Raw genomic sequence first — 24,225 nt, forward strand, 5'->3', positions numbered from 1 at the left:
CCTCCTCGTCGTCTTCCTCCCCCGTGTATCCGAGCCGATTCGGGCCACGGATACCCCCAGGGGGTACAGACTAACCCCGGATGAGGGCGAGCACGTCGTCGCGGACGACGGCCATGCCGGCGGCCGTCTGCGCCTCGGCGTTCAGGCGGAGCAGGGGCTCGGTGTTCGACGGACGCACGTTGAACCACCAGAACTCGCCGGCGTCGTTCGCCCCCGAGACGGTGAGGCCGTCGAGCTCGTCGAACTCGCCGATACCGGCGTAGGCGTCGACGATGCGCGCGTACGCGGCGGGCACGTCGTCGACGGTCGAGTTGATCTCGCCGCTCGCGGTGTAGGGCGTGTAGCGGTTCGTGAGCACCGACAGCTTCTCGGTCTGCGCGCCGAACTCGGCCAGCACGTGCATCGCGGCGAGCATGCCGTTGTCGGCGCCCCAGAAGTCACGGAAGTAGTAGTGCGCCGAGTGCTCGCCGCCGAAGATCGCGCCGGTCACGCGCATCTCGTCCTTGATCAGCGAATGGCCGACCCGCGTCCGCACGGGAGTCGCACCGGAGGCGGCGATCGCCTCGGGCACGGCGCGCGACGTGATGAGGTTGTGGATGACCGCGATCTCGCCCTCGGGCTGCAGCGCCCGGACGCGCGCGATCTCGCGCACGGCCACGATCGCCGCGACCGCCGATGGCGTGACCGCGTCGCCGTTCTCGTCGACGACGAAGCAGCGGTCGGCGTCGCCGTCGAAGGCGAGCCCGAGATCGGCCCCGTGCTCGACGACCGCCTTCTGCAGGTCGACCAGGTTGGCGGGCTCCAGCGGATTCGCCTCGTGGTTGGGGAAGGTGCCGTCGAGCTCGAAGTACATCGGGACGATCTCGATCGGCAGCGCACCCAGACCGGCCGCGTCGCCCAGGACGGCCGGGACGGTCAGACCACCCATGCCGTTGCCGGCGTCGACCACGATCTTGATCGGCCGGATGCCGCGCAGGTCGACGAGCTGACGTAGATAGGCGGCATACCCGGGCAGGGCGTCGTGCTCGGTGATCGAGCCCGGCTGCGCCACGGCCGTGACGCCGTCCGCGAGATACGAGGAGGCGCGGTCACGGATCGAGGCGAGGCCGGTGTCGAGACTGATGCCCTGGGCCCCGGCCCGGCTCATCTTGATGCCGTTGTAGGTGGCCGGGTTGTGGCTGGCGGTGAACATCGCGGCGGGGGCCTGCATCGACCCGGACGCGAAGTAGGTCTCGTCCGTCGAGCAGAGGCCGAGGGCGACGACGTTCGCGCCCCGGGCCTGGGCGCCGCGCGCGAAGGCGGCGGCGAACGCGGGCGACGAGTCGCGCATGTCGTGCCCGACCACGAGATCGGTACCGCTCGCGTCGATCTCGTCGACGAAGGCCGCGCCGAAGGCCTCGACCACCTCGTCGGTCAGCTGGCTGCCGACGAGCCCTCGGACGTCGTACGTCTTGACGAAGGCGGTCAGATCGACGGGGCTGTCAGTGCTCATTCCCCAAAGCTACATGCCGCAGGACCTCCCAGCCCTGGGGAACGGACAGGCCCGACGCATGACGTGCGCAGAGGTCGTAGCCGTGCGGCTCCACATCGGCGCTGAGCGGCCCGACCACCACCATGGAGTCGGCGTACACGTAGGTCAACGTCGCCACCGCCTCGTCGTGGCACGTCGTCTTGCTGCACAGCCGCTCGTTCATCTCCGGCCAGCCTATCCCGCGGCCCGGCGCGGACTAGCATGGCCGGATGACCGGCCCACGACGCACCCGCATCACCGATCGGTCGCGGCATCGCGATCGGCACGGCCGGGGTCTGCGCTCGTCGGCGGCGGGGCCCCACCTGCCCTTCCTGCGGACACGGGTCGACACGTTCGACGAGATCGTCGCCTCCACGGCGGACTACCTGCGCGAGCTGTGGCCGGACGACCTGGCCGACGTCACGTTCGAGGTGGCCGGGCTGCCGGCTCGCCCGAGCGGCGAACGCGTGGAGCGCTGGACGATCGACGCGACCGCTCGTCGCATCGTCCTCTACCGCCTCCCCATCGAACGCCTGGCGAGGCCGCACGAGTCGCGCGGCCCCCGTGACGACGAGTGGCTGCACCGTTCGCTCGTCGAGGGCTACGTGTTCCGGGCCGTCGGCGACCTGCTCGGCCGCGATCCGTGGGACCTGGCGCCCGAGCGCTGGCGCGACCTCTAGACCCGTGGCCGTCCGTCGCGAACGCTCGTCGACGTGACGCCCGACGGCCGCGTCAGGGGTAGACGGTGACGGGTGTCGACGCCGGTCGCGGTGAGAACACGGACCAGGCCGCGATGGCGCCGTCCGCCGAGTAGCTCACCCCGGCGCGGAGCCGGTCGGCGTCGGTCAGGGTGAGACTCGAGTCGGGTGCGACGTCCGTGATGACGCTGCCGCCCGCCGGCACGGTCACCTGCGTCGCGTCGCCACCGGTCGGTGTGAGCGTCGCCGTGATCGCCGCGGTGGTGGGGTTCGCCAGCGTCAGCTGCGAGCCCTCGCCGGGCGCGATGGCCACGAGGGTGTCTCCGGACAGCTCGGGGGCCGAGGATGCCCAGGCGACGTCCACACGCCCCTCGGTGCCGGCGGTCGACGATCGCGCGCCGGCGACGATGGCCACCGTCGAGTCGACCGTCGCCGTGTAGACGCCGTCGGCGAGACCGTCGACCGGCACATCGGTGACGCGGCCCGCCTCGACGCGGGTCGTGAAGCTCGTGCCCGTCCCGTCTGCGGTCGCCAGCGACACGGTGACGTCCGCGGTCTCGCTGCCCGGCACGTAGACGCGGAGGGCCGATTGCAGGTCGTTCGACGACGAGTCGGCCGGCACGCCCTCGAGGTTGGCGGTGTCGCGCAGCACGATGCCGGGCACGACGACCTGCTTGCTCGGGGCCGCCGAGGCACTGATGATGTCGGCACCACCCGGGTCGAGCGTGCGCACGATGCTCTCCTGCATCGTGGCCACGATCTGGCCGCCGCGACTCGTGACGTGCACGACGGGCGAGATGAGTCCCGTCGCGAACCCCGACAGCGGGACGACCTTCTGACTGCGCGGAGCCACGACGATGCCGTCGATCCCGGGCCCCTGGACGCGGCCGGTCTCGGCCTCGATGTCGAGGTCGACGGTCGAGTTGACGTCGGTCGGGTTGTCGAGCGTGATGAGCGACACCCGTCCGGTCTCGGTCGACCCGCCCACGAGCCAGGTCGAGCTGGTCGGTTCGGCGCACGGTGCCGAGGCGAAGCCCGACAGGTCGGCGTCCGACACCCGCTGGCTCTGGGACGCCGCGACGAGTGGCACTCGCGAGCCCGTCACGTCGGCCGTGACCAGCTGCGGACGGGCATCGTTGCCGTCCGCTCCGGTGAGGGCCTCGGTCGTCTCGTCGTTCGAGCTGGAGGCCCGGGTCACATCGGCGCGCCCCACCGAGCTCGAGGTGGTCGCCTGCTGCCCTTCGGCGTCCGAGAGCCGGAGCAGGGCTCCGGCGCAGACGCGCTGCTGATCGACCGGGACGGGCGAGACGAGCTGCCCGGCGGGCTCCGTCTTCAGCGTGGGCAGGGGCAGCGCGGTGGCCGCCGCGACGACCACGGCGCCGACGGCGAGACCGACGAGTCCGACCGCGATGCGGCCGGTCGTCCCCGCGACGGATCGCGTGGGCCGGTCCGAACCGACGGAGGCACGGGGCGCCTTCGTGCGCTTGGGCGCCTTCTCGGGCTTGGGCGCCTTCTCGGCCTTCGGCGTCTTCTCGCGCTTCGGCGCCTTCTCGGCCTTCGGCGTCTTCTCCGGCTTCGGCGCCTTCTCGGCCTTCGGCGCCTTCTCCGGCTTCGGCGTCTTCTCCGGCTTCGGGGGCGCCGGATCGGGGACCGACGGATCGGAATTCGGGCGATCAGACATCTCGCTCCTCGTCGAAGGTGGTGGCGGGCTGCTCCGCCTCGGGCACGCCGGCCCGCGAGCGACGACGCCGAGGCGCGGTCGGGATGGCGAGCAGGAGGGCCGATCCGAAGACGAGGCCCCAGACGATCAGCACGATCGGCCCGAGAACGCCGCCGTCGGGGTGGCCGTCCCGCTGGTCGTTCGCGTCGACGTACCGCCACAGGAGGCCGTTCGACGTGTCACCGACGGGCAGGAACTGCGCGCTGCCGTCGAGTGCCTCGCTCGAGCGCTGCGCCAGGGCGGCGGCCCGACCGTCGTCGTCGGTCGCCGTCAGCAGCACGAAGCCGATGCCGAGACGCCCGAGGTCGTCCGCAGGGTCGAAGCCGCTGCGGCTGACGAGGTTGCCCGCCAGCACGACCAGATCCTGATTGGACGAGCTGAGACGTTGCGCCGTCGAATCGAGTGTCGACTGGTCGTCGAGGGTCGCGCCCTGTCCGTGCTCGAGCGAGACGGCCAGCGAGCCGTCGCCCTGGGGCGTGAGGACGAGGGTTCCCACGTCGGGGCTCGCGTCGGCCTCGGCGGTGACGTAGGCCGACAGGATGCGGCCCGAGCTCGGACGGATGTCGGCGGTGCCCGCCAGGGAGGCGAGCCCCAGCGGCACGACGGCGGCGACGGCCAGGACGGCGACCACGGCCCCCGCGGTCGGTGCCACGCGCGGCAGACGGTCGAGCGTCACGGAGGCGGCGGCGGCGAGGCCGCCCACGAACAGGCTCAGCCCGCTGCCGGCCCAGACCGTCGTGGTCACGCTGCCGACGCCCGTGATGGAGAGATGCGTCGCGGCCACCGCGGTCACGTACCCGAGGAGGGCGATCGCGAGGGCGGGGATGGCCCGCCGCTGCGATCCCACGAACGGCGACGCGATCGCGGCCAGTCCGAGCGGGACGAGCGCGGCCGCGACGAGCACGGCCACGAGGTGACCGGCCACGCCCGTGCCCGCCAGCAGGGCGACCCATCCGTTCGCCCCGGTCTCGGGGGACGTCAGGAGGAGCTGCCAGGGTGACGCCGGGTCGACGCGCGACGGGACCCCGGGGTCGGCGAAGACGGCCCACCACGTGCCCCGGGAGAACTGCACGACGACGAGCGGCGCGAACAACGCGACGGCGGGCAGCGGGATGGCGAGCATCCGGTGGATGCCGCGGGGGCGCGCCGCCAGGGCGATCAGCCAGCAGACCAGCAGGGCGGGGATGAGCGACGGTGCGCCCGCCGCGACGACGGCGAACAGGATGGACGCGGTCGCTCCGGCCGACCACGAGCGAGCGGAGCCGATCACCGCCAGGGCGAGGAAGGGCAGCACCACGTGTGCGACGACGGCACCGAGATGACCGCTCTGCAGCCCCGACAGCAGCGGGGACGACAGGGCGTAGACCGCGGCCGCCACGGCCGGGACCCAGGTGCGTCGGGTGAAGCGCCGGGTGGCGAACCAGGCGCCGAGCGCCGACAGCGGCAACGCGACGACGTACACGATCAAGACAGCCGTCGACGGCGACCAGAAGGTGAGGGAGCCGAGCACCGCGAGCACCGTGGCGAACGGGTCGGCCGGGCCGACGAAGCCGGTCCCGATCTCACGCCAGCCGTAGCCGACCGACGTCCAGAGCTCGCCGACACTCGTGCTGAGCGGCAGCAGACCGCCGCCGGTGACGGCCGGGCTGCCGAGGAGCTTGATGAACGCGACGACGCCCAGGGCGGCCGTCACGACGGTGATCCAGAGACCGCCCGAGCCGATGAAGCTGGCCCGCGGGTCGGGTGCGTCCTCGACGTGGGCGACGAGCGCGTCGCGCTCGGTCACCCGACGTTCTCGGATCTGATTCCAGGAGGCGCGGAGCGGCTCGATCGCGCCCCACCCGCTGGTCTTCGTCCGCTTCAGGGCACGCCGCGCCGGGACGACCCGAGATCCTCCGAAAGCCGTGCGCAGCGCGGTGGAGAACTCCCCCATCACCGCGCCGGGGTTCTTGGTCAGCAGGTGCCAGATGCTGCGGACGATGGCGAGCGGAACGAGGCTCAGCCAGTGCAGCGGGACGGCCGCAGCGGGTGCGTACACGAGTCGGCGGTGCAGCTGGGCGGCGCGCGCCAGGCGGGTCCGGCGGGCGTGGCTGCCCGGCTTCTGTCCGAAGTCCTCGATGGGGCCCGCGCTGCTGACCCGGGCGTCCGGCACGAGCACGACGCGGTGACCGGCCAGTCGGGCGCGGATCGAGAAGTCGAGTGCGGCGTCGATGTTCGGGATCGCGGGGTCGAAACCGCCGAGCGCGACCCAGACGCTCCGACGGACGAGCATGCCCGCCGCCGCGACACCGAGCACGTCGTCCTGGATGTCGTGCTGGCCTTGATCGAGCTCGTTCTCGACGCGCGGCAGGGAGGCGCCGTACTTCGTCATGGTCTCGCCGAAGCCGGCGATGACGTTCGGGTCGCCCCACGTCATCAGCTTGGGGGCGGCGATGGCGACCGAGGGCGACACCTCGATGATGCCCATCATGCGCTCGAGTGCATCCGGGGCCGGCGCGTTGTCGTGACCCAGCAACCAGAGCCAGTCGTCGCCTTCCGCCGGCCCGGGACCCGAGACGCGGACGGCATGAGCGACGGATTCGCCGAACGTGCGTCCCGGCGGGATCGACGTCAGCTGGGCCGCGCCGCTCAGGGAGAGTCGACCGGCGGCGCTGTCGCGGCCACCGCTGTCGACGACGACCAGGGCCTCGGGCGGCCGCGTCTGGCTGGACAGGCCCGCCAGGGTTCGGTCGAGATAGGTCGCGCCACCGGGGGCGACGAGGATCGCAGTGACAGTCGGATGCATGACTCGTGCAGCCTAGGTCGGGAGGGCGCGGGGGCGAGGCCGCCGCGCCGAACGGGTCTACGCCCGCTTGCGCAGTTTGCGACGTTCGCGCTCGGAGAGGCCGCCCCAGATGCCGAATCGCTCGTCGTTCTGCAGGGCGTACTCGAGGCACTGCGCCCGCACGTCGCAGGAGGCGCAGATCTTCTTCGCGTCTCGGGTGGAGCCGCCCTTCTCGGGGAAGAACGCCTCGGGGTCCGTCTGGGCGCACAGCGAGTCGGCCTGCCACGAGAGCTGGCTCTCGTCGGGCTCGACGTCATCCGTCTGCCGGCGCACACCGGGCACACCCAGCAGGACCGGGTCGACGTGCCAGTCGTCGGGTACTCCGGCACGGTTCTCGTGAACTCTGTTCTCGTGAGTAGCCACAGCACATCTCCCCTCGTCTCGTCGCCCCTGAAGCGGCCGCGATGGGACAATTACACCGGTGTAATTACGAGACGTCAAGTCGAGTGCCAATAAACCCTCAACCCGGTATCGAGGGCGACCTCCGCCAGCGTGTCGGGGTACGATTCCGAGAATCCCGGCCTCGACACCCGTTCAGGGGGCCCGTCGACGTGAGGTGCTAGGCAGCCTGACGCCGCGCCTCCCAGGCGCTCCGCACCATCTCGAGCAGCGTGTGACGCATGCGCCAGTCGAGGTCGCGTGCAGCCAGCGTGCCGTCGGCCACGATCCGATCCGGGTCGCCGGGGCGGCGGGGGGCCACCTCGGGCGTGAAGTCGATCCCGGTGCCCTCGTTCATCGCGTCCATGATCTCGCGCACCGAGACGCCACCGCCCGAACCGAGGTTGTAGGCGGCCTCGACCGGTTCGCCCGCGTCGAGTCGGCGGGCGGCGGCGACGTGCGACACGGCGAGGTCGGCGACGTGCACGTAGTCGCGCACGCACGTGCCGTCCGGTGTCGCGTAGTCGTCGCCGTTGATGCGGGGCGTCCGCCCCTCGAGCAGGGCGTCGAAGACGAGCGGGAAGAGATTGTGCGGGCTGGCGTCGTAGAGGTCGGAATCGCCCGAGCCCACGACGTTGAAGTACCGGAGGCTCGTGTGGCGCAGGCCGGTCGCCGTCGCCTGATCGCGCAGCAGCCACTCGCCGATCAGCTTCGACTCGCCGTACGGGGAGGCCGGGGCCTTGGGCGTGTCCTCGGTGACGACGTCGGACGGCGGCGTGCCGTAGACGGCCGCGCTCGAGGAGAAGACGATGCGGTCGACGCCCTCGGCGGCCATCGCCTCGAGCAGGACGGCCGTGCCGGTGACGTTCTGCTCGTACGTATGCAGGGGCCGCTGCACCGAGACGCCAGCGTATTTGTAGCCGGCCACGTGCACGACGCCGGTGACGTCGTGAGCCCGGAGCGCCTCCTGGACGAGGTCGCGATCGAGGATGCTGCCCCGCACGAACGGGACGTCGTCCGGGACGAACGACGCGATGCCCGACGACAGGTCGTCGAGGACGACCACGTCGATGCCGGCACGGCGGAACTCGCGGACGACATGGGACCCGATGTATCCGGCACCGCCGGTGACCAACCAAGACATAAGGGTCACCCTAGCGATGCCCGACGCTCAGGCAGGCGTCGCCACGAAGAGCGTGCCCCCGCCGGTCACGGCCAGGCGGACCTCGTCGGGGGTGACGTAGGACGACTCCCCCGCGCTCAGGCGGATCGTGCCGTCCTGGCCCTTGACGTGCACGTCGCCGTCGGTGACCAGCAGGATGCTCGGACCGGAGATCTCGACGACCGCCCCATTGTCTCCCGGCCGGACGCGCAACAGGGCGAACCCGACGCCCTCGGGGTCGAAGCGCTCGACGCCCTTGGCCGTCTCCACCGGCCGGAGGTACGGCACGGGCAGCGCGTCGAACTCGAGCACGCGGAGCAGTTCGGGCACGTCGACGTGCTTGGGCGTGAGCCCGCCTCGGAGCACGTTGTCGGACGGCGCCATCAACTCCACGCCGAAACCCTTGAGATACGCGTGGATGTTGCCGGCGGGCAGGAAGAGCGCCTCGCCGCGGCGCAGCGTCACCCGGTTCAGCAGCAGCGAGACGACGATGCCCGCGTCGCCCGGATAACGCTCGGTGAGATCGACGACCGTGTCGATGCTGGGACTCGAACGGGTATCGGACCGGACCCGCGCCTCCTCGGCGAGCGCACTGACGGCCTCGATGGTCGCGGCGGCCTCGTCGCTGCCGCCGAAGAGCCACTCGAGGGTGGACTGCAGCGAGTCGTGGAGCCGCGTCGTCAGGGCGCCGAGGCGCCCCGAACCGGCGTCCAGGGTCTCGACGTCGACCAGGGTCTCGGCCACGGCACGAAATCCGCAGAGCGCGTCGAAGGTCTCGCTCAGGGCATAGATGATCTCGGGCTTGGGTGCGGCGTCCTTGTAGTTGCGCACGGGCGAGTCGAGCGGCACACCCGCGGCGTTCTCCCGGGCGAAGCCCTCGCGCGCCTGCTCGGGCGTCGGGTGGGCCTGGATGGAGAGCGGCGCATCGGCGGCGAGGAGCTTGAGCAGGAACGGCAGCTCGTGGCGGTCGCGACCCAGGGTGCGACCGGGCTCGGCGGCGATCCAATCGGCCAGGGTGTCGTGGCCGCTGACGACCGCGGGGTTGACGATGACACTCGGCGAGCCGGGGTGGGCACCCAGCCAGAGCTCGGCCTCCGGACGGCCGCTCGGCGTGCGGCCCAGCAGGCCCGCGATGGCGGTGGTCGAGCCCCACGCGTACTCGCGGGGTGTGTTGGTGATGGCCAGGAACATGCTCTACCTCGCGAAACGACTGCGGTTGGGCCCCCTCTACAAAGGTGTTCGACCGGTGGGCCGGGGGCGTTGGTCAAAACTACCAAGCCCGTTGCCGGACGCGTTCGCCCGGCCTACGCTCGCGGCGTCTCGACACGAAGCAACGGAGCACGAATGTCTACTACGACCCTGTCCGAACTCACGACCCTCACCAGCGACTTCTACGGCTACGAGAGCCTGCTGACCGATCGGGAGAAATCCGTCCTGGCCGATCTGAGGTCGTATCTGGAGACCACCGTCAAGCCTCTGGTCAACGACCACTGGGCGCGTGCGGAGTTCCCGCACGAGATCGTGAAGGGCCTCGCCGGCCTCGGCCTGTTCGGGATGCCGTGGGAGGAGACCCGTCCGTTCGAGAACTCGGCCGTGTTCCGTGGCTGGGTGGCGCTCGAGCTCGCTCGCGTCGACGCCTCGGTCGCCACGTTCGTCGGCGTCCAGAACGGCCTCTGCATGGGGTCGATCGGCGTCGGCGGCTCCCCCGAGCAGCGGGCCGAGTGGCTGCCGCGCCTCGCCAGCGGTGAGCTCGTCGGGGCCTTCGGTCTCACCGAGCCGCTGTCCGGCTCGGACTCGGCTCAGGGCCTCCGCACCGTCGCCACGCGCGACGGCGACGACTGGATCTTGAACGGGTCCAAGCGCTGGATCGGCAACGCGACCTTCAGCGACATCACGATCATCTGGGCGAAGAGCGCGGAGGACGGCCAGGTCAAGGGCTTCATCGTGCCGACGTCGACCCCGGGCTACACGGCCACGAAGATCGAGGACAAGCAGAGCCTCCGGATCGTCCAGAACGCCGACATCACGCTGGAGAACGTCCGGGTGCCCGAGAGCAACCGTCTGCAGCAGGCGAACTCGTTCCGCGACACGGCCAAGGTGCTCCGTCTGACGCGCGCCGAGGTCGCCTGGGCCGCCGTCGGCAACTCGATCGGCGCCTACGAGGCCGCCCTCGCCTACGCGAACGAGCGTGTCCAGTTCGGCAAGCCGATCTCGAAGCACCAGCTCATCCAGGACCTGCTCGTGAAGTGCATCGGCAACATCACGGCGTCGATCGGCATGGTCGTCCGCGTCTCGCAGCTGCTCGACGACGGCACGCAACGGGACGAGCACGCGTCGCTCGCCAAGGCGTACACGACGGCTCGCATGCGCGAGACCGTCGGCTACGCCCGGGAGGTGCTGGGTGGCAACGGCATCGTGCTCGACTACGACGTCGCGCGATTCTTCGCGGACGCGGAGGCGCTCTACAGCTACGAGGGCACGCGCGAGATGAACACGCTCATCGTCGGGCGCAGCATCACGGGTCAGGCCGCCTTCGTCTGACGTCACCGGGGTCGGCGACACCGGGGTCGGCGCGGGTGTCGTCTACCCTGGGGGCATGCTCATGGACCGCCTCCGGTTGCCCGCCACCGGGGGCGGTGCGGGCCTCTTCGCGACCGCCGTCTTCCTCGTGCTGTTCGGTGGCGACGTGCTGCGGAACGCCACCAGCTTCTGGGGCTGGGGCATCGTCTGCGGTCTGATGGTCATTCCGTCCGTCGTGGTCGTGGTGCGGAACCGTCCTCGGGTGGCCGAGATGCCGAAGTTCCTCGGGCTCTTCCTGCTCCTGGCGGTCGTCTCGATCGCCTGGTCGCAGTATCCGCTCGCGTCGTCCTTCGGCGTCGTGGCCACCCTCGCGACGACCGTCGGGGCCGTGGCGGTCGCCTGGTCGCTCCCCTGGCCCCGCATCGTCGCGTCCCTCGGCCTGGCACTGCGCATCCACGTCGTGCTCTCCCTGCTGTTCGAGCTCGTGGTGGGCCTGTTCGTCCGGCAGCCGTTCTGCCCGGTCTATCTGTCGTGCGACTCGTCCGTGCCGTCCGCCTTCTACTGGTCGCGCGACGTCCTGTTCAGCGGCGGACGCATCCAGGGGCTGCAGGGCAACAGCAACATCCTCGCCATGCTCGCGCTGCTCGCGCTGGTCGTGACGGCGACGGAGGCGGCGGCTCGCACGGTCACGGCCCGCACGGTGGTCGTCGGTGTGGGTGCGTCGATCGTGGCACTCGCCCTCACCCGGTCGGCGACGGTGATCGTCGTGGCCGTCGTCGTCGCGGTCGTGCTGGCGGTGGTGGTGGCCGTGCGCCGCACCGCACCTCCTCGTCGATCGCGGGTCTACGCCGCGACGCTCGCGGCTCTCGTCGTGCTCGCCGCCGTGGTGGTCGCCGCCCGAGGCCCCCTGCTCGGTCTGCTCGGCAAGAGCGGCGACCTCACGGGCCGGGTCGACATCTGGCGCGCCGTGTACGAGCTCGGGGTGCAGCACCCGGTCGTCGGCTGGGGGTGGGTCAGCTATTGGATCCCGATCTCGAAGCCGTTCACCGACCTCGCCGAGCGCAACGGGGTGGTCTATCTCCAGGCGCACGACGCCTATCTCGACGTGTGGTTCCAGCTCGGCTGGATCGGGCTCGTGCTGTTCGCGCTCGTCTGTCTCGGCGTCGCCACGCGGTCGTGGTGGTGGGCGACCGATCGGCGCATCCTCGGCCCGGGTCGCGTCGCCGACTGGAGCGCCCTCGACCTGCTGCCCGCTCTGCTCGTCACCGCGCTGCTCGTGCACGGGCTCACCGAGTCGCGCCTCATCGTCGAATGGGGTTGGGCCCTGCTCGTCGTCCTCGTCGTCGTGACCCGGCGCGATCCCTACGGTTGGAACGACCGTGACCGTGTCGTCGCCGTGGGCGAGAGCGGGGCGCCGGTCGTGGCCGGCGCGGCGAGAGCGACGGCGGAGTGATCCGCTCCGAGCGCGAACGGGACCCGCTGCGGCGGTATCTCTCGGCGTGGATCGGTTTCTCGGCGGGCGGTCACTTCAGCCAGGCCCTGGCGGTCGCGATCGTGCTGTACGGCTTCTCGACCCAGGCGATCCGCCCGATGATGGGCTGGGCCGGGTCCGTGGCCATCCTCGCCACGTTGGTGCTGCTGTCGGCGCTGTCCCTCTTCGGGGCCCGGCATCACATCGAATGGCGCGGCATCCTGCCGGTCTCGCTCATCGCTCTCTTCGGGTTCATGGGCATCAGCGTGTTCTGGAGCGAGTACACCTGGCTGACCATCGGGGGGTTCTCGTACGCGCTGGGCTTCGGGATGCTCGGCATCTATCTCGCCCTCGGGCGCGACCTCGTGCAGGTCGTGCGGGCGACCGGCGACGCCCTGCGCATCCTGCTCGCGATCTCGCTCTCGCTCGAGGTGCTGAGCGGTCTGCTGATCGACATGCCGATCCGGTTCCTGGGCATCCAGGGCAACCTCGCGATGGGCGGCCCGATCCAGGGGATCGCCGGCACGCGCAACTATCTGGGATTCCTGGCGATGCTCGCGCTCCTGACGTTCTCGGTCGAGCTGCTGACCCGTTCGGTGCCGCGGCAGACCGGCGTCGTCTCGGTGACCGGGGCCGTCGTGACGCTCCTGTTCGTGCGGAGCCCCGTGACGGCGATCGCGGTGTTGGTGCTCATCGTGGCGGCCGTGGCGTTGAACGCCCTCCGTCGCGCACCCGAGTCGCGGCGGCCCGTCATGCAGATCGTGCTCGCGGTGCTGATCGTCGTCGGAGGCGTTCTGGCCTTCGTGGCCCGCAACCGTCTGCTCGCCTCGGTCGACGGTACGAGCGACGTCTCGGCGCGGACGCAGCTCTGGGAGCGGATGCGCGAACTGATCTCGGTGCACGACATCACGGGGTGGGGCTGGGTCGGCCAGTGGCCGCAGACCGTGTTCCCGTACGTGACGTTGATCGCGCCGTCGGGCCGGCCGTATCCGACCGGGTTGAACGCGTATTTCGACATCTGGCTGCAACTCGGCCTCGCCGGTCTGGTGCTCCTGCTCGTGGCCGGGGTGCTCGCGTTCGCCCGGGCCTGGACCACCGCCTCCGGTCACCCGATCGTCGCCTACGTCTGGCCGGCCCTCGTCCTGCTGCTGATCGGCGTGACGGCCGCCGCCGAGAGCTTCGTGCTCTTCGAGGGCACGCTCATGCTGTTCGTCGCCACCGCGACCATCTCGGCGCGCAAGCGCTCCTGGCGGTCGCGCCTGCCCCAGTCGCTCGGCCGGTAGGAGGCGCGGGTCGGCTTGTCAGCGGGCCGACCTCCGTCGTCGGGCGGGCCTCCGCCGGCGTCAGTCCTCGGCGACCCAGGCGGGCCCGGGGCGCCGTCCCCTGAGAGTCGCGACCCGGCGGCCGATACCCCACCTCGTGACGCGGAGCATGGCCTCGACGACGATGGCCTGGCTCATCTTCGATTCGCCGAACTCGCGTTCGCGGAACTCGATGGGCACTTCGACCACGCCTCGGCCTGCATCGAGGACCCGCAGGGTCATGTCGACCTGAAAGCAGTAGCCCTTCGAGTCGATGGTCGACAGGTCCATGCCAGCCAGCGCCTCCCGGGTGTAGACCCTGAAGCCGGCGGTGACGTCTTTGAGTTGGAGGCCGAGGGCCAATCGGGCGTAGAGGTTGCCGCCCCTGCTGAGGATCTGACGGGACAGCGGCCAGTTCACGACAGATCCCCCGGGCACCCAGCGCGATCCGATGGCCAGGCTGGGCGCGCCCGGCTCTGTCGAGGTCACGGCGTCGATCATCGCGGGCAGCCGCTCGGGCGGGTGGGAGCCGTCGGCGTCCATCTCGACCACGAAGTCGTAGCCCCGCTCGAGACCCCACCCGAAGCCGAGCACGTAAGCCGAGCCGAGCCCGAGCTTTCCGGTGCGGTGTTGGACATGGATGCGCGGGTCGGTCGCCGCCATGGACTCGGCCAGGTCACCGGTGCCGTCGGGGCTGCCGTCGTCGACCACGAGCACGTCGATCGCGGGCGCCGCCTCGAACAGGCGCCCCAGGATCAGCGGAAGATTTTCGGCCTCGTTGTACGTGGGGAGGACGACGAGGGCGTTCGCGCCGGCGGAGTCGGTGGAGGACATAGGGATGGTCTTTCGTCAGTGTGAAGCGCTCGGGCCGTGCGGGTTCTCCAGCGTGCTTGCGGCCAGTGCCGGACGCGAGGCGGATGGAAGCTCAGACGGCGTCCTCGCTGGCGGTCCCGCCGAAGGGCAGGTGCGCGGATGAGGTCCCCGTGGGGGCGGGCGCACTGTAGTTGAGGTAGACGAGCCTCGATGATTCACGGCGAGAGCGGGTAATGCCGTCGAGCACGAGACCGACCAGCCAGGTGAGGAACGCGAGGATCATCAGCGAGGCGGCCAGGAACGCGGTCGGGAATCTCGGCACGAGACCCGTCTCACCGAACTCGACGAAGATCGGGACAGCCAGGACCACGGCCACCAGCGCGAAAACGGCACCGACGATGCCATGGAACGCGAGCGGCCGTTCGTGCCGGATAAGGTGCGCGATCAAGGCCAGGATCTTGAAGCCGTCCTTGAAGGTGCTCAGCTTGCTCTCGCTGCCCTCGGGGCGGTCGCGGAAGCCGACCTCGACCTCCTTCTGCGGCACGCGGAGGTTCATGCTGTGGACGGTCAGCTCGGTCTCGATCTCGAACTCGCGCGACACTGCGGGGAAGGACTTGACGAAGCGTCGCGAGAAGATGCGGTAGCCGCTGAGCATGTCGGTGACAGGGAGGCCGAACAGGCCGCTGACCAGTCGGTTGAAGGCGCGGTTGCCGGCCTCGTGGCCGGGGCGATAGGCGGAGCTGCTCGGGTCGAGCTCTCGCCGGACACCGAGGATGTGGTCGAAGGGGCCCTCGAGGAGGGCTGCGATCATCGCGGGGGCATCCGCGACGTCGTACGTGTCGTCGCCGTCGATGAGGAGGTAGACGTCGGCGTCGATGTCGCTGAATGCTCGCCGTACGACGTTCCCTTTGCCCTTGCGGTGTTCGTATCGGACGGTCGCGCCTGCGGCACGAGCCAACTCGTCGGTGCCATCGGTGCTGTTGTTGTCGTAGACGAACACCTGGATGCCCGGCACGGTCGCGAGCAGATCGCCAACGACCTTCCCCACCGTGTGCGCCTCGTTGTGGCAGGGGACGACGGCAGCGATGACGAGTTCGTCGTTGGTCAAGATAAAGTCCTTCGGGTGCTGATCGCGTTACGGCCAAGACCGGCCCGGGGGCGGTGTCGCCCCGAAGACGTTACCAGTTGACCACCCCACCACGACCGAAGGCCACGCCATGTCCCGCGCCTCCCAGCTCATCGCCGATCACCTCCGACGGGCGAGCACCTTCCTCGTGATCGGCGGGGTGGGGTTCCTGGTCGACGCCGCCGTGTACAACGGCCTCGTCTTCTGGGGCGGACGGGGACCTCTATTCGACCTGCCTCTGGTGGCCAAGGTCCTCGCCATCGCCGTGGCGAGCGTCGTGACGTACCTCGGCAGTCATTTCTGGACGTTCCGCGATCGCAGCGAACGCATGACCCTCCGGTCATTCGGGCTCTTCATCGCGATCAACGTCGCGGCCATCGTGCTCCAGCTCGCCTGCCTCGGATTCTCGCGCTACGTTCTCGGGCTGGCAGGTCCCGTCGCAGACAACGTCTCCGGCACGTTCATCGGTCAGGCGCTGGCGACGGCGTTCCGTTACGTCGCCTATGGACGATGGGTGTTCCCCCGCGGCCCTGCTCAGTCGACCTCGTAGACGAAGAGCACCAGGGAGCCGTCCTGCGCGTGATCGAGCTGCTTCAGGCACGTCGTGTCCAGGGCTGCCTCGGAGACGACGTAGTCGACGTGCTCCTGGGCGAACGAGCTGCATCCGTCGAAGGTCACCTCGATCTGGTCGCGGAACGGATTGCTGATGACCGGCTCCCCTTGGCCCGGCACCCAGTTGACGTTGGCCAGGCGGTTCCACGCGTTCTCGTCGCTGCCGTCGGGATCGATCTCGTTCCACATCTTGTCGGACGGGTAGGTCTGGACGCCGTTGAAGGTGCTCACGCCGCTCTCCACCAGAGCCGCGCCCGCGTAGTACGTGCCCACGCCCACCCACTGCGCATCCGGGTCGCGCTGCGACACGGCGTCGATCTCCCGGCCCACACTGGTGTCGTTGAGATCGAAGACTCCTCGGTAGAGCGGGTTGACGCCCAGCCCGACGAGGAGGGACGCCACGACGAACCCGGCCGCCGCCACGACGGCCCACCTGCGGGCCAACGCGACGACGGTCAGGACGAGGAGCACGCCGACGACCTTCCACGCGGCGGACTCGCTCAGGACCGGCGAGCCCGTCGCCCGCAAGGCCGCGTAGACGAACGCGATGCTCGCCGCGGACATCGTGCCGGCCAGCAGGGCCACGGACCACGGCGCGCGATCACGGCGCGCATCGAGCCTCGACACGACGACGAAGAACGAGATCACGTTCAGGATGTCGAAGGCGGAACGCATCCGGGCGACCGTCGTCCGGTCGAGCAAGACGAGATGCGCCAGCGCGTCCCAATGAGGGACGAAGAGGAACGCTAGGACGACCACGTGGGCCACCACGACAGAGGCGATGAGGCCGTCCACCTTCCTCTCGGACCGCCAGCGCCTCCCTGCGAGCCAGATCAGGACGACGAGGAGCGGCAGCCCGAGCATCAACGGCGCCGCCGATTCGGACGCGTTCGGCCCGAGCGAGCCCGTCACCCCGTCCTGGAGGGCCTGCTGGAACGGGCCGCCGAGAGCGGCCACGGTGCCGCCGAAGTCGATGGCGCCAGTGGCCTCGAGACGTTGCCCCGGGTACACGGTGCCGATCACCGATCGCACCGTGTCGATCCGGGTCGCGAGCCACACCGCCAAAACGGCGGCCGCACCGACGACGGCGACCAGCAACGGGCGGATGGCTCGCACCGACCCGCGGACACCGACTCCCGACGTCGTGAGCAGACCGACACCCACGACCACCACGACGACGGCGGCGGGGATGATGAAGGGCACGTAGATGCTCATGGCCAGGGTGACCGTGAGATACCCGGCTGCGGCGGCGGCGAGCCACCGCACCCACGCGCGTGACGACCTGAGGCACCACAGGATGGCGGTCAGCGCCGTGAACGCCCAGGCCACGGGCCAGAGCGTCGTGGGCAGGAACCACCACTGGAGGAGAGGCGAGAAGCCCAGCGCGATGACGACGAGAGCCGACGTGACCGGTCGTCGAGGCGCCAGGGTGACGGCGAACGCGTAGGCGGCGACGAGCAAGGCGGCGAACGGCAGCCACCACCGCACGGCCATGCCCTGATCCAACGGAAGGAGAAGGAAGCCGACCACGTGCGGACGGAAGATCGTCGACCAGTCCCAGGAAGGTAGGTCGTTCTGGATGGTGGAGTCCATGCCACCCAGAAGGGTCTGGTTCACGGCCGGGAACCCCTGCTGCGCCTGCGACACGATCCACCCGGACTGTACGAGCCATTCGTCAGTGCGGATACGTCGTGGCTGACCGGCGATCAGGTTCGGGTCCGCTCCTTGACCGAAGAACTCCCAGAACGCTCCCGTGGAACTGCCCGAGAGCCCGAGGGCGACGAACACCAGGAAGACGGCGACGACCACCGACGGGAACCACAGCAGAACAGCCACGGACGGCAAACCCGAGGCGCGCGGCGCGGTGATGCGGACCCACTGGCCGTGCGCTGCCACACCAAGACGGAGGAGGGGCCGTCGACAATTCTCGACGGTGCGGTCGGTGGTGCTCATGCTGTGGTGGTCCCCCTCGTCGGCCATCGCCCGTGACACGACAACACCTCATGGATGCCGGTGGCGGCCACCCACATTACCGGACTGGCACCGTGCCTCCGGGCATCGCCGAGGACGGATCGGCCCGTCTGGGGACGTCACCGGGGAATGGCGACGAGGCGACAGCCGATCGTGGGGTTCTCGCCCCCAGTCGAGTCGATGGCGTAGACGCACACGTTCTGGCTGCTGCCCGCGGGCGCCGGCACCACCCCCGAGAATCCATGCTCGGCACCGGCGGCCGGGTGCGCGCGAGCCACGTCGTCGCGCCGACCGTCGGCCGTGAGCTGATAGCCGCGTTGCTCGACATAGACGTGAACCTGGATCGGCGCACTCGTGTCGGGATCCCACGCCCAGCCGTTGACCGCGATACCGCCGGCGACTCCCACGGCTCCGTCCAGGCTGCCCAGCGGAACGGCGTTGCTGACCGTTACCGAGGTGCACCCGAGGAGTGCGTTGTCGTCCGAGCTCCCGACATTGATGCCGTAGGCGCAGACGGAATGGGTGCCGTAACCGACCTTGACCGAGGCCGTGTAGCCGTGAGCCGCGCCGTATGCCGGGTAGACACGGGCGATGTCGGAACGCGACTGATCGGCCCGGACGGCGGTGGGACGACCATCGACGTAGACGTGCGTCGCGATCGGGTCCGTGGTGTCGCCGTCGAGAGCCCACCCCTTCGCCGTGAGGACTCCGTCTTGACCGACGGTGACCACGTCGAGGGACCCGATGGGCTTGCTTCCGGGTACCGTGACGGCACGGCACGGGCCGACGAGACTGTTCGACCCCCGCGCCACGTTGATGCCGTAGATACAGACGGTGTGGACCCCGGGCGATGCGGGGACCTTCCCGGCGAAGCCGTGGGCGCTTCCCGAAGCGGGCCAGGCACGTCCCACGTCAGGACGGTCACGATCGGCGGTCAGGGCCCGTCCGGCGTTGTCGACGTAGACGTGCACCTGGATCGGATCTGTCGTCTCGAGGTCGATGGCCCACCCCGAGACCTCGATTCCACCCGGCACCGCACGGGCCACGTCCACGGCCCCGAACGGCGACGCCGGTTTGATGTCGAGCATTTGGCAGACCAGCTCCGTCGCAGGTGCCGATCCGAGTCCGATCGCGTAGACGCAGACCTTCTGCAGACCGGGGGCGGCCGAGAACGTAGCGTCGAAACCGTGCGCCGATCCGTTCGCGGGATATGCACGTCCCACGTCGGGTCGTTGCCGATCCGCTGAGATAGGCGTCCCGGCGGATCCGACATAGGCATGGACCTGGATCGACGCCGTGCTCGAGGGGTCGAGGGCCCAACCTCGAACCGAGACCGACTCGATGCCGGCCGACAGGGCGTCGACGGCACCGATGGCGCGGGTCGTCCCCGTCGGCGACCCGAACCAATTGTTGAAGTAGACCCAGAAGTTGCGGTTGCCGAACGCCGAGCAGCCATCGCCGTTGCCGTTCAGATTCGCCAGGGCCGCCGCGTTGGGGGTGTACGGCGTGTAGTAGTACAGGTTCGCCGTCGCCTGGTTGCGGATGGCGACGGACTTCGTGCCACACGCCGCATTGGGGTTGTAGAGCACGTTCTTGGTCGTCCCGGGAGCATACTGAGTGAAGTAGTTGCTCGTCCCCGGAGGGTTGCCGTACCTCTTGAACTGCCACGCGGCGCGATAGATCTGGTTGTAGACGCCGGCGTACGTGGGATCGCAGCCGCCGTTGGCGGAGTCGGGGCAGGCGTAGCCCATGGCCCTCTCGAGCCGGGCCGTCGACGGCCCCCGGGCGATGGACCCGTTGACGAGGCTCTGCTCCTTCTGCAACGTCACGAGGATCACCTGCGGGTTGATCCCGCAGACGGCGCTCACCTTCGAGATGATGCGTGCGACGCTCTCGCCCCCGGCTCCCTGGTAGGAGGCACACATCGCGTCCGCCCCGCGCGTGCTGGTGTCGAGACGGAGAACGTTCAGGCAGTTCCCGTTCGTGCAGGCTCCGATCTGACTGTCCAGGAACGACTGAATCTGCGCCTCCGACATCGCGCCTCCGTTGAAGAAGACCGCGTCGCTGATGATATTGCCGGGGTCGAACTCGGCACCCGACAGCGCCTGCGCGCTCGGCGCCGACACCGAGGCGCCGATTCCGACGAAACCGGATGCCACGACGACGACGGCCGCGAGCATCGCGATAGTTCTCTTCACTGGAGCGCCTCCCTGGGGCGTTCGGGGAATCCCACCGACGCTTCGACTCGCTGGTGAGGCGAGGCCGTCCGTGTTCCCGACGACGGCGCCGGTGGTTTCCGGTGATGCCACGGTACTTCAAAGTCGACGCCGAGTCAGCCTCCCGTTCGCGTGGTAGCGGCCGCGCGGAGGTGTCACGGCAGCAGGAGCGCCTCCACGCGTCGTCGATCGGCCGCCGAGAAACCGTCCGCGCGGCGTCGACGAGACGCGTGCGCTGCGAGGCGCGGCAACTCACCGAGGAGGTGCGCCCACTGCCGGCGGGACAGCTGGCGGTCCGGCCCGGGCAGGACATCCCGGACGAGACGGGCCGCCGTCCGCAGCACGACCCGGACCCGCAGCGCCGGGGATCCGACCCGGAGGCTGACGGCGAGGCGGTTGCGCATGCTCTGGTACCGCACGAGTCCGCCGTTGCTGCTGGAGCTGCCCGCATGACGATGGACCACGATCGCGTCGGAACTCCATCCGATCCCGAAGCCGGCCAGACGGAGACGCCACGCGACGTCGAGGTCCTCGTAATACATGAACAAGGACTCGTCGAAGCCACCGACACCGTCCAAGGCCTCGCGACGGAGGAAGACGGCGCCTCCCGAGAAGCCGAACGGATCGCGCGGCCGATCGAGTCCGGCCACGTCGACCGCGGGGACGGGCGTCAGCCAGTCGCGGTCAAAGCCGTTCCCGTCACGGGTCACCTCGACGCCGGTGCCGTTCAGCAGAGTGACGCCGGCCGATGTCCCCGCCCGCGACCAGCGCTGTCCGTCGAGGCCGACGAGCTGGTCGTCGCTCTGGACTGAGGTCGGCGCGAACGTCCCCTCGAGAACCGCCGTTCCCGCGACCGCGGCCAGACCGGGACCGCCGCGCTCGAGGGCCGACAGCCCTGAGCGGAGGAAGCCCGGTAGGGCGACAGCATCGTTGTTGACGAGCACGATGACGTCGGAGTCGCTGACCGCGGCGCCGGCGGCCACTCCCCCGGCGAAGCCGGCATTGTGTGCGACGGGAACCACGCGGACAGCCGGGAACTCGCTCCGATAGGCGGCGACGTCGTCGGCGGACGCCTCGTTGACCACGAGCACGATCTCCGTCTTCTCGGCGCCCTCCTGTCGCACCAGGGAATCGAGGCAACGGCGCGTCAACTCGGGCTGTTTCCAGTCGACGACGACGATGGAGGCGAGCATCCGACCATTGTGCCAGTCAGCCCGGAACGACCCGGCAACGTGGTTATAGTTAGGGCTGCCCCCGGGCCGTACCGTTAGTCGCCGACCACTTTGGAGCAAGCGTTTTGACCGTTACCACCACCGGCACCGTCTCGGTCGTCATCATCAACTTCCGGGGAACCGACGACACTCTCGAGTGCGTGGCGCGGCTCAACGAGGTCGACTGGCCGACCAAGCAGCTCGAGATCGTCGTCGTCGAGAACGGGTCGGGCGACGACAGCGAGAAGCGCCTCCGCGCAGCGCTCGGCGATCAGGCGAACGTCACACTCGTCGTGTCCGACAAGAACCTCGGGTTCACGGGCGGCAGCAACCTCGGCGCGTCCAAGGCCACGGGTGACTTCGTGGCGTTCCTGAACAACGACGCCAAGCCCCACCGAGACTGGATCAGCGAAGGCCTTGCGGCGTTCTCGGCGAGTCCCCGGATCGGTGCCGTGGCGAGCAAGGTCCTCGACTGGGATGGCAAGGCCATCGACTTCGTCGAGTCGGGGCTCTCCTGGTTCGGCATGGGTTACAAGAACCACACCAACGAGCTGGACGACGGTCGGTTCGACGAACAGCGCGATCTGCTGTTCGGCACGGGCTCGGCGCTCTTCGTCCGTCGCGCGCTCTTCCTGGACATCGGCGGGTTCGACGAGGACATGTTCATGTTCTACGACGACGTCGATCTGGGCTGGCGGCTCAACCTCTATGGCTACCGGGTCCGCTTCGCACCCGACTCGATCGTGTACCACAAGCACCACGGCTCGATGAAGAGCTTCGGTGAGTACCGCGAGATGTACCTGCTCGAGCGCAACGCGCTGCACATGCTCTACAAGAACCTGTCGGACGACAGCCTCGGCACCATCCTCCCGGCGGCGTTCGCGCTCCTGGCCCGTCGTGCCGTCGCGAAGGGCAAGCTCGACTCCGAGTCCTACGACCTGCGTCGCTTCGAGGGGGCCGCCGACGAGTTCGACGAGACCACACCGGTGCACAAGGACACCGTGGCGGGGCTGTTCGCCCTCGACCAGTTCGTGGCCGACCTCCCGAAGCTCAAGGCTCGCCGCGACGAGATCCAGTCCCGTCGCGTCAAGACCGATAAAGAGGTCTTCCGGCTCTTCGGCAATATCTTCCACCCCCTCTTCGGTGACGACTACTTCCTCGACGGCTTCACCAAGATCCAGGACGCGTTCGGCGTCAACCGACCGATGATGCGCAAGCGCGTCCTCGTGATCACGGGCGACGCGCTCGGCGAGAAGATGGCCGGCCCCGGCATGCGTGCCTGGAAGATCTCCGAGGCGCTGTCCGAGCACAATGATGTCCGTCTCGTGACCTGGAACGTCGCCAACCGTGCCTCGGACTCCTTCGAGGTCGAGCGCGTCCGGCTGCAAGACGAGCGCGCGATGAAGGTCCACGAGGAGTGGGCCGACGTCATCTTCTTCCAGGGCTTCGCGCTCCGCCACTTCCTCACACTGCAGCGATCGAACAAGATCATGGTCGTCGACCTCTACGACCCCATGCACCTCGAACAGCTCGAACAGGGTCGCGAGATGGGTGACGCCGCGTGGCGCAACCAGGTTCTGGTCACCACGGAGGTCGTCAACGAGCAGCTGCAACGTGGAGACTACTTCCTCTGCGCGTCCGAACGGCAGCGCCTCTTCTGGATGGGCCAGCTCGCCGCCGTGGGCCGCATCAACCCGGACACGTACGCCGCGGACGAGAACCTGAACGACCTCATCTCGATCGCACCGTTCGGCATGGACAGCACGCCGCCGCAGCACACGCGCAAGGCCATCCGGGGCGTCGTGCCCGGTATCTCCGACGACGACAAGGTCGTCATCTGGGGCGGCGGTATCTACAACTGGTTCGACACCCCGACCCTCGTTCGTGCGATCGGCAAGCTCGCCGAGCGCCGCCCGAACGTCAGGCTGTTCTTCCTCGGTGTGGCGCACCCGAACCCCGACGTCCCCGAGATGGCGATCGTGGCCAAGACGCGGGAGATCTCCGAGCAGCTGGGCCTCACCAACAAGAACGTCTTCTTCAACGAGAACTGGGTCGCACTCGACGACCGCCAGAACTACCTGCTCGAGGCCGATGCCGGTGTCAGCACGCACTTCGACCACATCGAGACGACGTTCTCGTTCCGCACGCGCATCCTCGACTACATGTGGGCCAACCTGCCCATCGTCACGACGCGGGGCGACAGCTTCGGCGATCTCGTCGCCGCGGAAGGCCTCGGCGTCGCCGTGACCGAACGTGATGTCGACGGCCTCGCGGACGCGCTCGAGTCCATGCTCTTCAACGAGGCTGCGATCGCGGCGGCGAAGGAGGCGGTCGCCCGAGTGCGGCAGGACTTCACCTGGGAGAAGGCGCTCGCCCCGCTCATCCAGTTCTGCCACGACCCGCACGTGGCACCCGACCGTGCTCACGTGGCCGCCGACGCCGTCCGCCATCAAGGCGGTGTCGTCGTGCCGTCACTCGAGAAGAGCCCCGAGCAGCGGTTCCACGAGATCGCCAACAGCCGTCACGGCATCCGTCGGGATGTCCTTTTGGCTCGGCACTACCTGACGGCCGGGGGTGTCGGGGAGCTGCGCGGGAAGGTCTCCACTCGCCTGCGGACGATGCGCGACAGCAAGAACGGGCGCTGACAGCGGCTCCCCGGGCGATCCGCCCGTTCGTCGAGGTATAGTTCCCT

Annotated in this window: 18 protein-coding genes; 6 read left to right on the forward strand and 12 right to left on the reverse strand. The window is 69.5% G+C overall.

All coding sequences use genetic code 11. The features are described from left to right. Positions 1 to 70 precede the first annotated feature (70 nt). Together ACPEEZ_RS10280 and ACPEEZ_RS10285 are read right to left on the reverse strand one after the other, a co-directional pair. On the reverse strand, positions 71 to 1,492 hold the full coding sequence (locus ACPEEZ_RS10280) for a phosphomannomutase/phosphoglucomutase (RefSeq protein ID WP_423918373.1): 1,422 nt from the start codon (positions 1,490 to 1,492) through the stop codon (positions 71 to 73). After that, complete coding sequence (locus ACPEEZ_RS10285; protein ID WP_423918375.1) at positions 1,482 to 1,694, reverse strand: DUF3499 family protein; 213 nt, start codon at positions 1,692 to 1,694, stop codon at positions 1,482 to 1,484. The genes ACPEEZ_RS10280 and ACPEEZ_RS10285 overlap by 11 nt, the downstream gene beginning before the upstream one ends. Positions 1,695 to 1,740: 46 nt before the next feature. Between ACPEEZ_RS10285 and ACPEEZ_RS10290 the strand changes: the two genes are divergently transcribed. Then, complete coding sequence (locus ACPEEZ_RS10290; protein ID WP_423918378.1) at positions 1,741 to 2,190, forward strand: metallopeptidase family protein; 450 nt, start codon at positions 1,741 to 1,743, stop codon at positions 2,188 to 2,190. A gap of 52 nt (positions 2,191 to 2,242) precedes the next feature. On the opposite strand, the gene ACPEEZ_RS10295 is transcribed toward ACPEEZ_RS10290, so the two are convergent. From ACPEEZ_RS10295 to manA, 5 genes are all read right to left on the reverse strand, one after another. Continuing rightward, positions 2,243 to 3,889, reverse strand: a complete 1,647-nt coding sequence (locus tag ACPEEZ_RS10295) for a DUF5719 family protein (RefSeq protein WP_423918380.1) — start codon at positions 3,887 to 3,889, stop codon at positions 2,243 to 2,245. After that, positions 3,882 to 6,713: a glycosyltransferase gene (locus tag ACPEEZ_RS10300; RefSeq protein WP_423918383.1), complete on the reverse strand. Its 2,832-nt coding sequence runs from the start codon at positions 6,711 to 6,713 to the stop codon at positions 3,882 to 3,884. The genes ACPEEZ_RS10295 and ACPEEZ_RS10300 overlap by 8 nt, the downstream gene beginning before the upstream one ends. 57 nt (positions 6,714 to 6,770) lie before the next feature. Further along, positions 6,771 to 7,115 (reverse strand): WhiB family transcriptional regulator, encoded by a 345-nt coding sequence (locus tag ACPEEZ_RS10305; protein ID WP_423918386.1) that lies wholly within the window; start codon positions 7,113 to 7,115, stop codon positions 6,771 to 6,773. 196 nt (positions 7,116 to 7,311) lie between these two features. Next, positions 7,312 to 8,274: a UDP-glucose 4-epimerase GalE gene (gene galE, locus ACPEEZ_RS10310; protein WP_423918389.1), complete on the reverse strand. Its 963-nt coding sequence runs from the start codon at positions 8,272 to 8,274 to the stop codon at positions 7,312 to 7,314. Positions 8,275 to 8,301: 27 nt separating this feature from the next. Next, the gene (manA, locus tag ACPEEZ_RS10315; RefSeq protein ID WP_423918392.1) at positions 8,302 to 9,483 is read right to left on the reverse strand and encodes a mannose-6-phosphate isomerase, class I; all 1,182 of its coding nucleotides are present in this window, start codon (positions 9,481 to 9,483) and stop codon (positions 8,302 to 8,304) included. A 153-nt stretch (positions 9,484 to 9,636) separates the two neighbouring features. On the opposite strand from manA, the gene ACPEEZ_RS10320 reads away from it, so the two are divergent. The 3 genes from ACPEEZ_RS10320 to ACPEEZ_RS10330 are packed head-to-tail and all read left to right on the forward strand — an operon-like array spanning position 9,637 to position 13,566. Further along, entirely contained in the window at positions 9,637 to 10,833 is a 1,197-nt protein-coding gene (locus tag ACPEEZ_RS10320; protein ID WP_423918394.1) for an acyl-CoA dehydrogenase family protein, read from the forward strand. Positions 10,834 to 10,888: 55 nt separating this feature from the next. Further along, complete coding sequence (locus ACPEEZ_RS10325) at positions 10,889 to 12,265, forward strand: O-antigen ligase family protein (RefSeq protein ID WP_423918396.1); 1,377 nt, start codon at positions 10,889 to 10,891, stop codon at positions 12,263 to 12,265. Continuing rightward, positions 12,262 to 13,566, forward strand: coding sequence for an O-antigen ligase family protein (locus tag ACPEEZ_RS10330; protein WP_423918399.1), 1,305 nt, complete (start codon positions 12,262 to 12,264; stop codon positions 13,564 to 13,566). Before ACPEEZ_RS10325 ends, ACPEEZ_RS10330 begins: the two co-directional genes overlap by 4 nt. Positions 13,567 to 13,626: 60 nt before the next feature. Here ACPEEZ_RS10330 and ACPEEZ_RS10335 read toward each other — a convergent pair whose 3' ends face one another. Further along, positions 13,627 to 14,418, reverse strand: a complete 792-nt coding sequence (locus ACPEEZ_RS10335) for a polyprenol monophosphomannose synthase (RefSeq protein WP_423918402.1) — start codon at positions 14,416 to 14,418, stop codon at positions 13,627 to 13,629. Between the two features lie 91 nt (positions 14,419 to 14,509). Beyond that, positions 14,510 to 15,505, reverse strand: a complete 996-nt coding sequence (locus ACPEEZ_RS10340; RefSeq protein ID WP_423918405.1) for a glycosyltransferase family 2 protein — start codon at positions 15,503 to 15,505, stop codon at positions 14,510 to 14,512. Between the two features lie 109 nt (positions 15,506 to 15,614). Here ACPEEZ_RS10340 and ACPEEZ_RS10345 point away from each other — a divergent pair, with 109 nt between their 5' ends. After that, entirely contained in the window at positions 15,615 to 16,073 is a 459-nt protein-coding gene (locus ACPEEZ_RS10345) for a GtrA family protein (RefSeq protein WP_423918407.1), read from the forward strand. On the opposite strand, the gene ACPEEZ_RS10350 is transcribed toward ACPEEZ_RS10345, so the two are convergent. From ACPEEZ_RS10350 to ACPEEZ_RS10360, 3 genes are all read right to left on the reverse strand, one after another. Further along, on the reverse strand, positions 16,058 to 18,088 hold the full coding sequence (locus tag ACPEEZ_RS10350) for a DUF7657 domain-containing protein (protein WP_423918409.1): 2,031 nt from the start codon (positions 18,086 to 18,088) through the stop codon (positions 16,058 to 16,060). The two genes, ACPEEZ_RS10345 and ACPEEZ_RS10350, sit on opposite strands and share 16 nt — an antisense overlap. A gap of 137 nt (positions 18,089 to 18,225) precedes the next feature. Further along, on the reverse strand, positions 18,226 to 20,304 hold the full coding sequence (locus tag ACPEEZ_RS10355; protein ID WP_423918412.1) for a hypothetical protein: 2,079 nt from the start codon (positions 20,302 to 20,304) through the stop codon (positions 18,226 to 18,228). Between the two features lie 173 nt (positions 20,305 to 20,477). Continuing rightward, on the reverse strand, positions 20,478 to 21,515 hold the full coding sequence (locus tag ACPEEZ_RS10360) for a glycosyltransferase (protein ID WP_423918415.1): 1,038 nt from the start codon (positions 21,513 to 21,515) through the stop codon (positions 20,478 to 20,480). Positions 21,516 to 21,619: 104 nt separating this feature from the next. On the opposite strand from ACPEEZ_RS10360, the gene ACPEEZ_RS10365 reads away from it, so the two are divergent. Continuing rightward, positions 21,620 to 24,178 (forward strand): glycosyltransferase, encoded by a 2,559-nt coding sequence (locus ACPEEZ_RS10365; protein ID WP_423918418.1) that lies wholly within the window; start codon positions 21,620 to 21,622, stop codon positions 24,176 to 24,178. Positions 24,179 to 24,225 lie beyond the last annotated feature (47 nt).

This window comes from Frigoribacterium sp. 2-23 (genome assembly GCF_049601585.1).
In the GTDB taxonomy this organism is placed as follows: Bacteria; Actinomycetota; Actinomycetes; order Actinomycetales; family Microbacteriaceae; genus Frigoribacterium.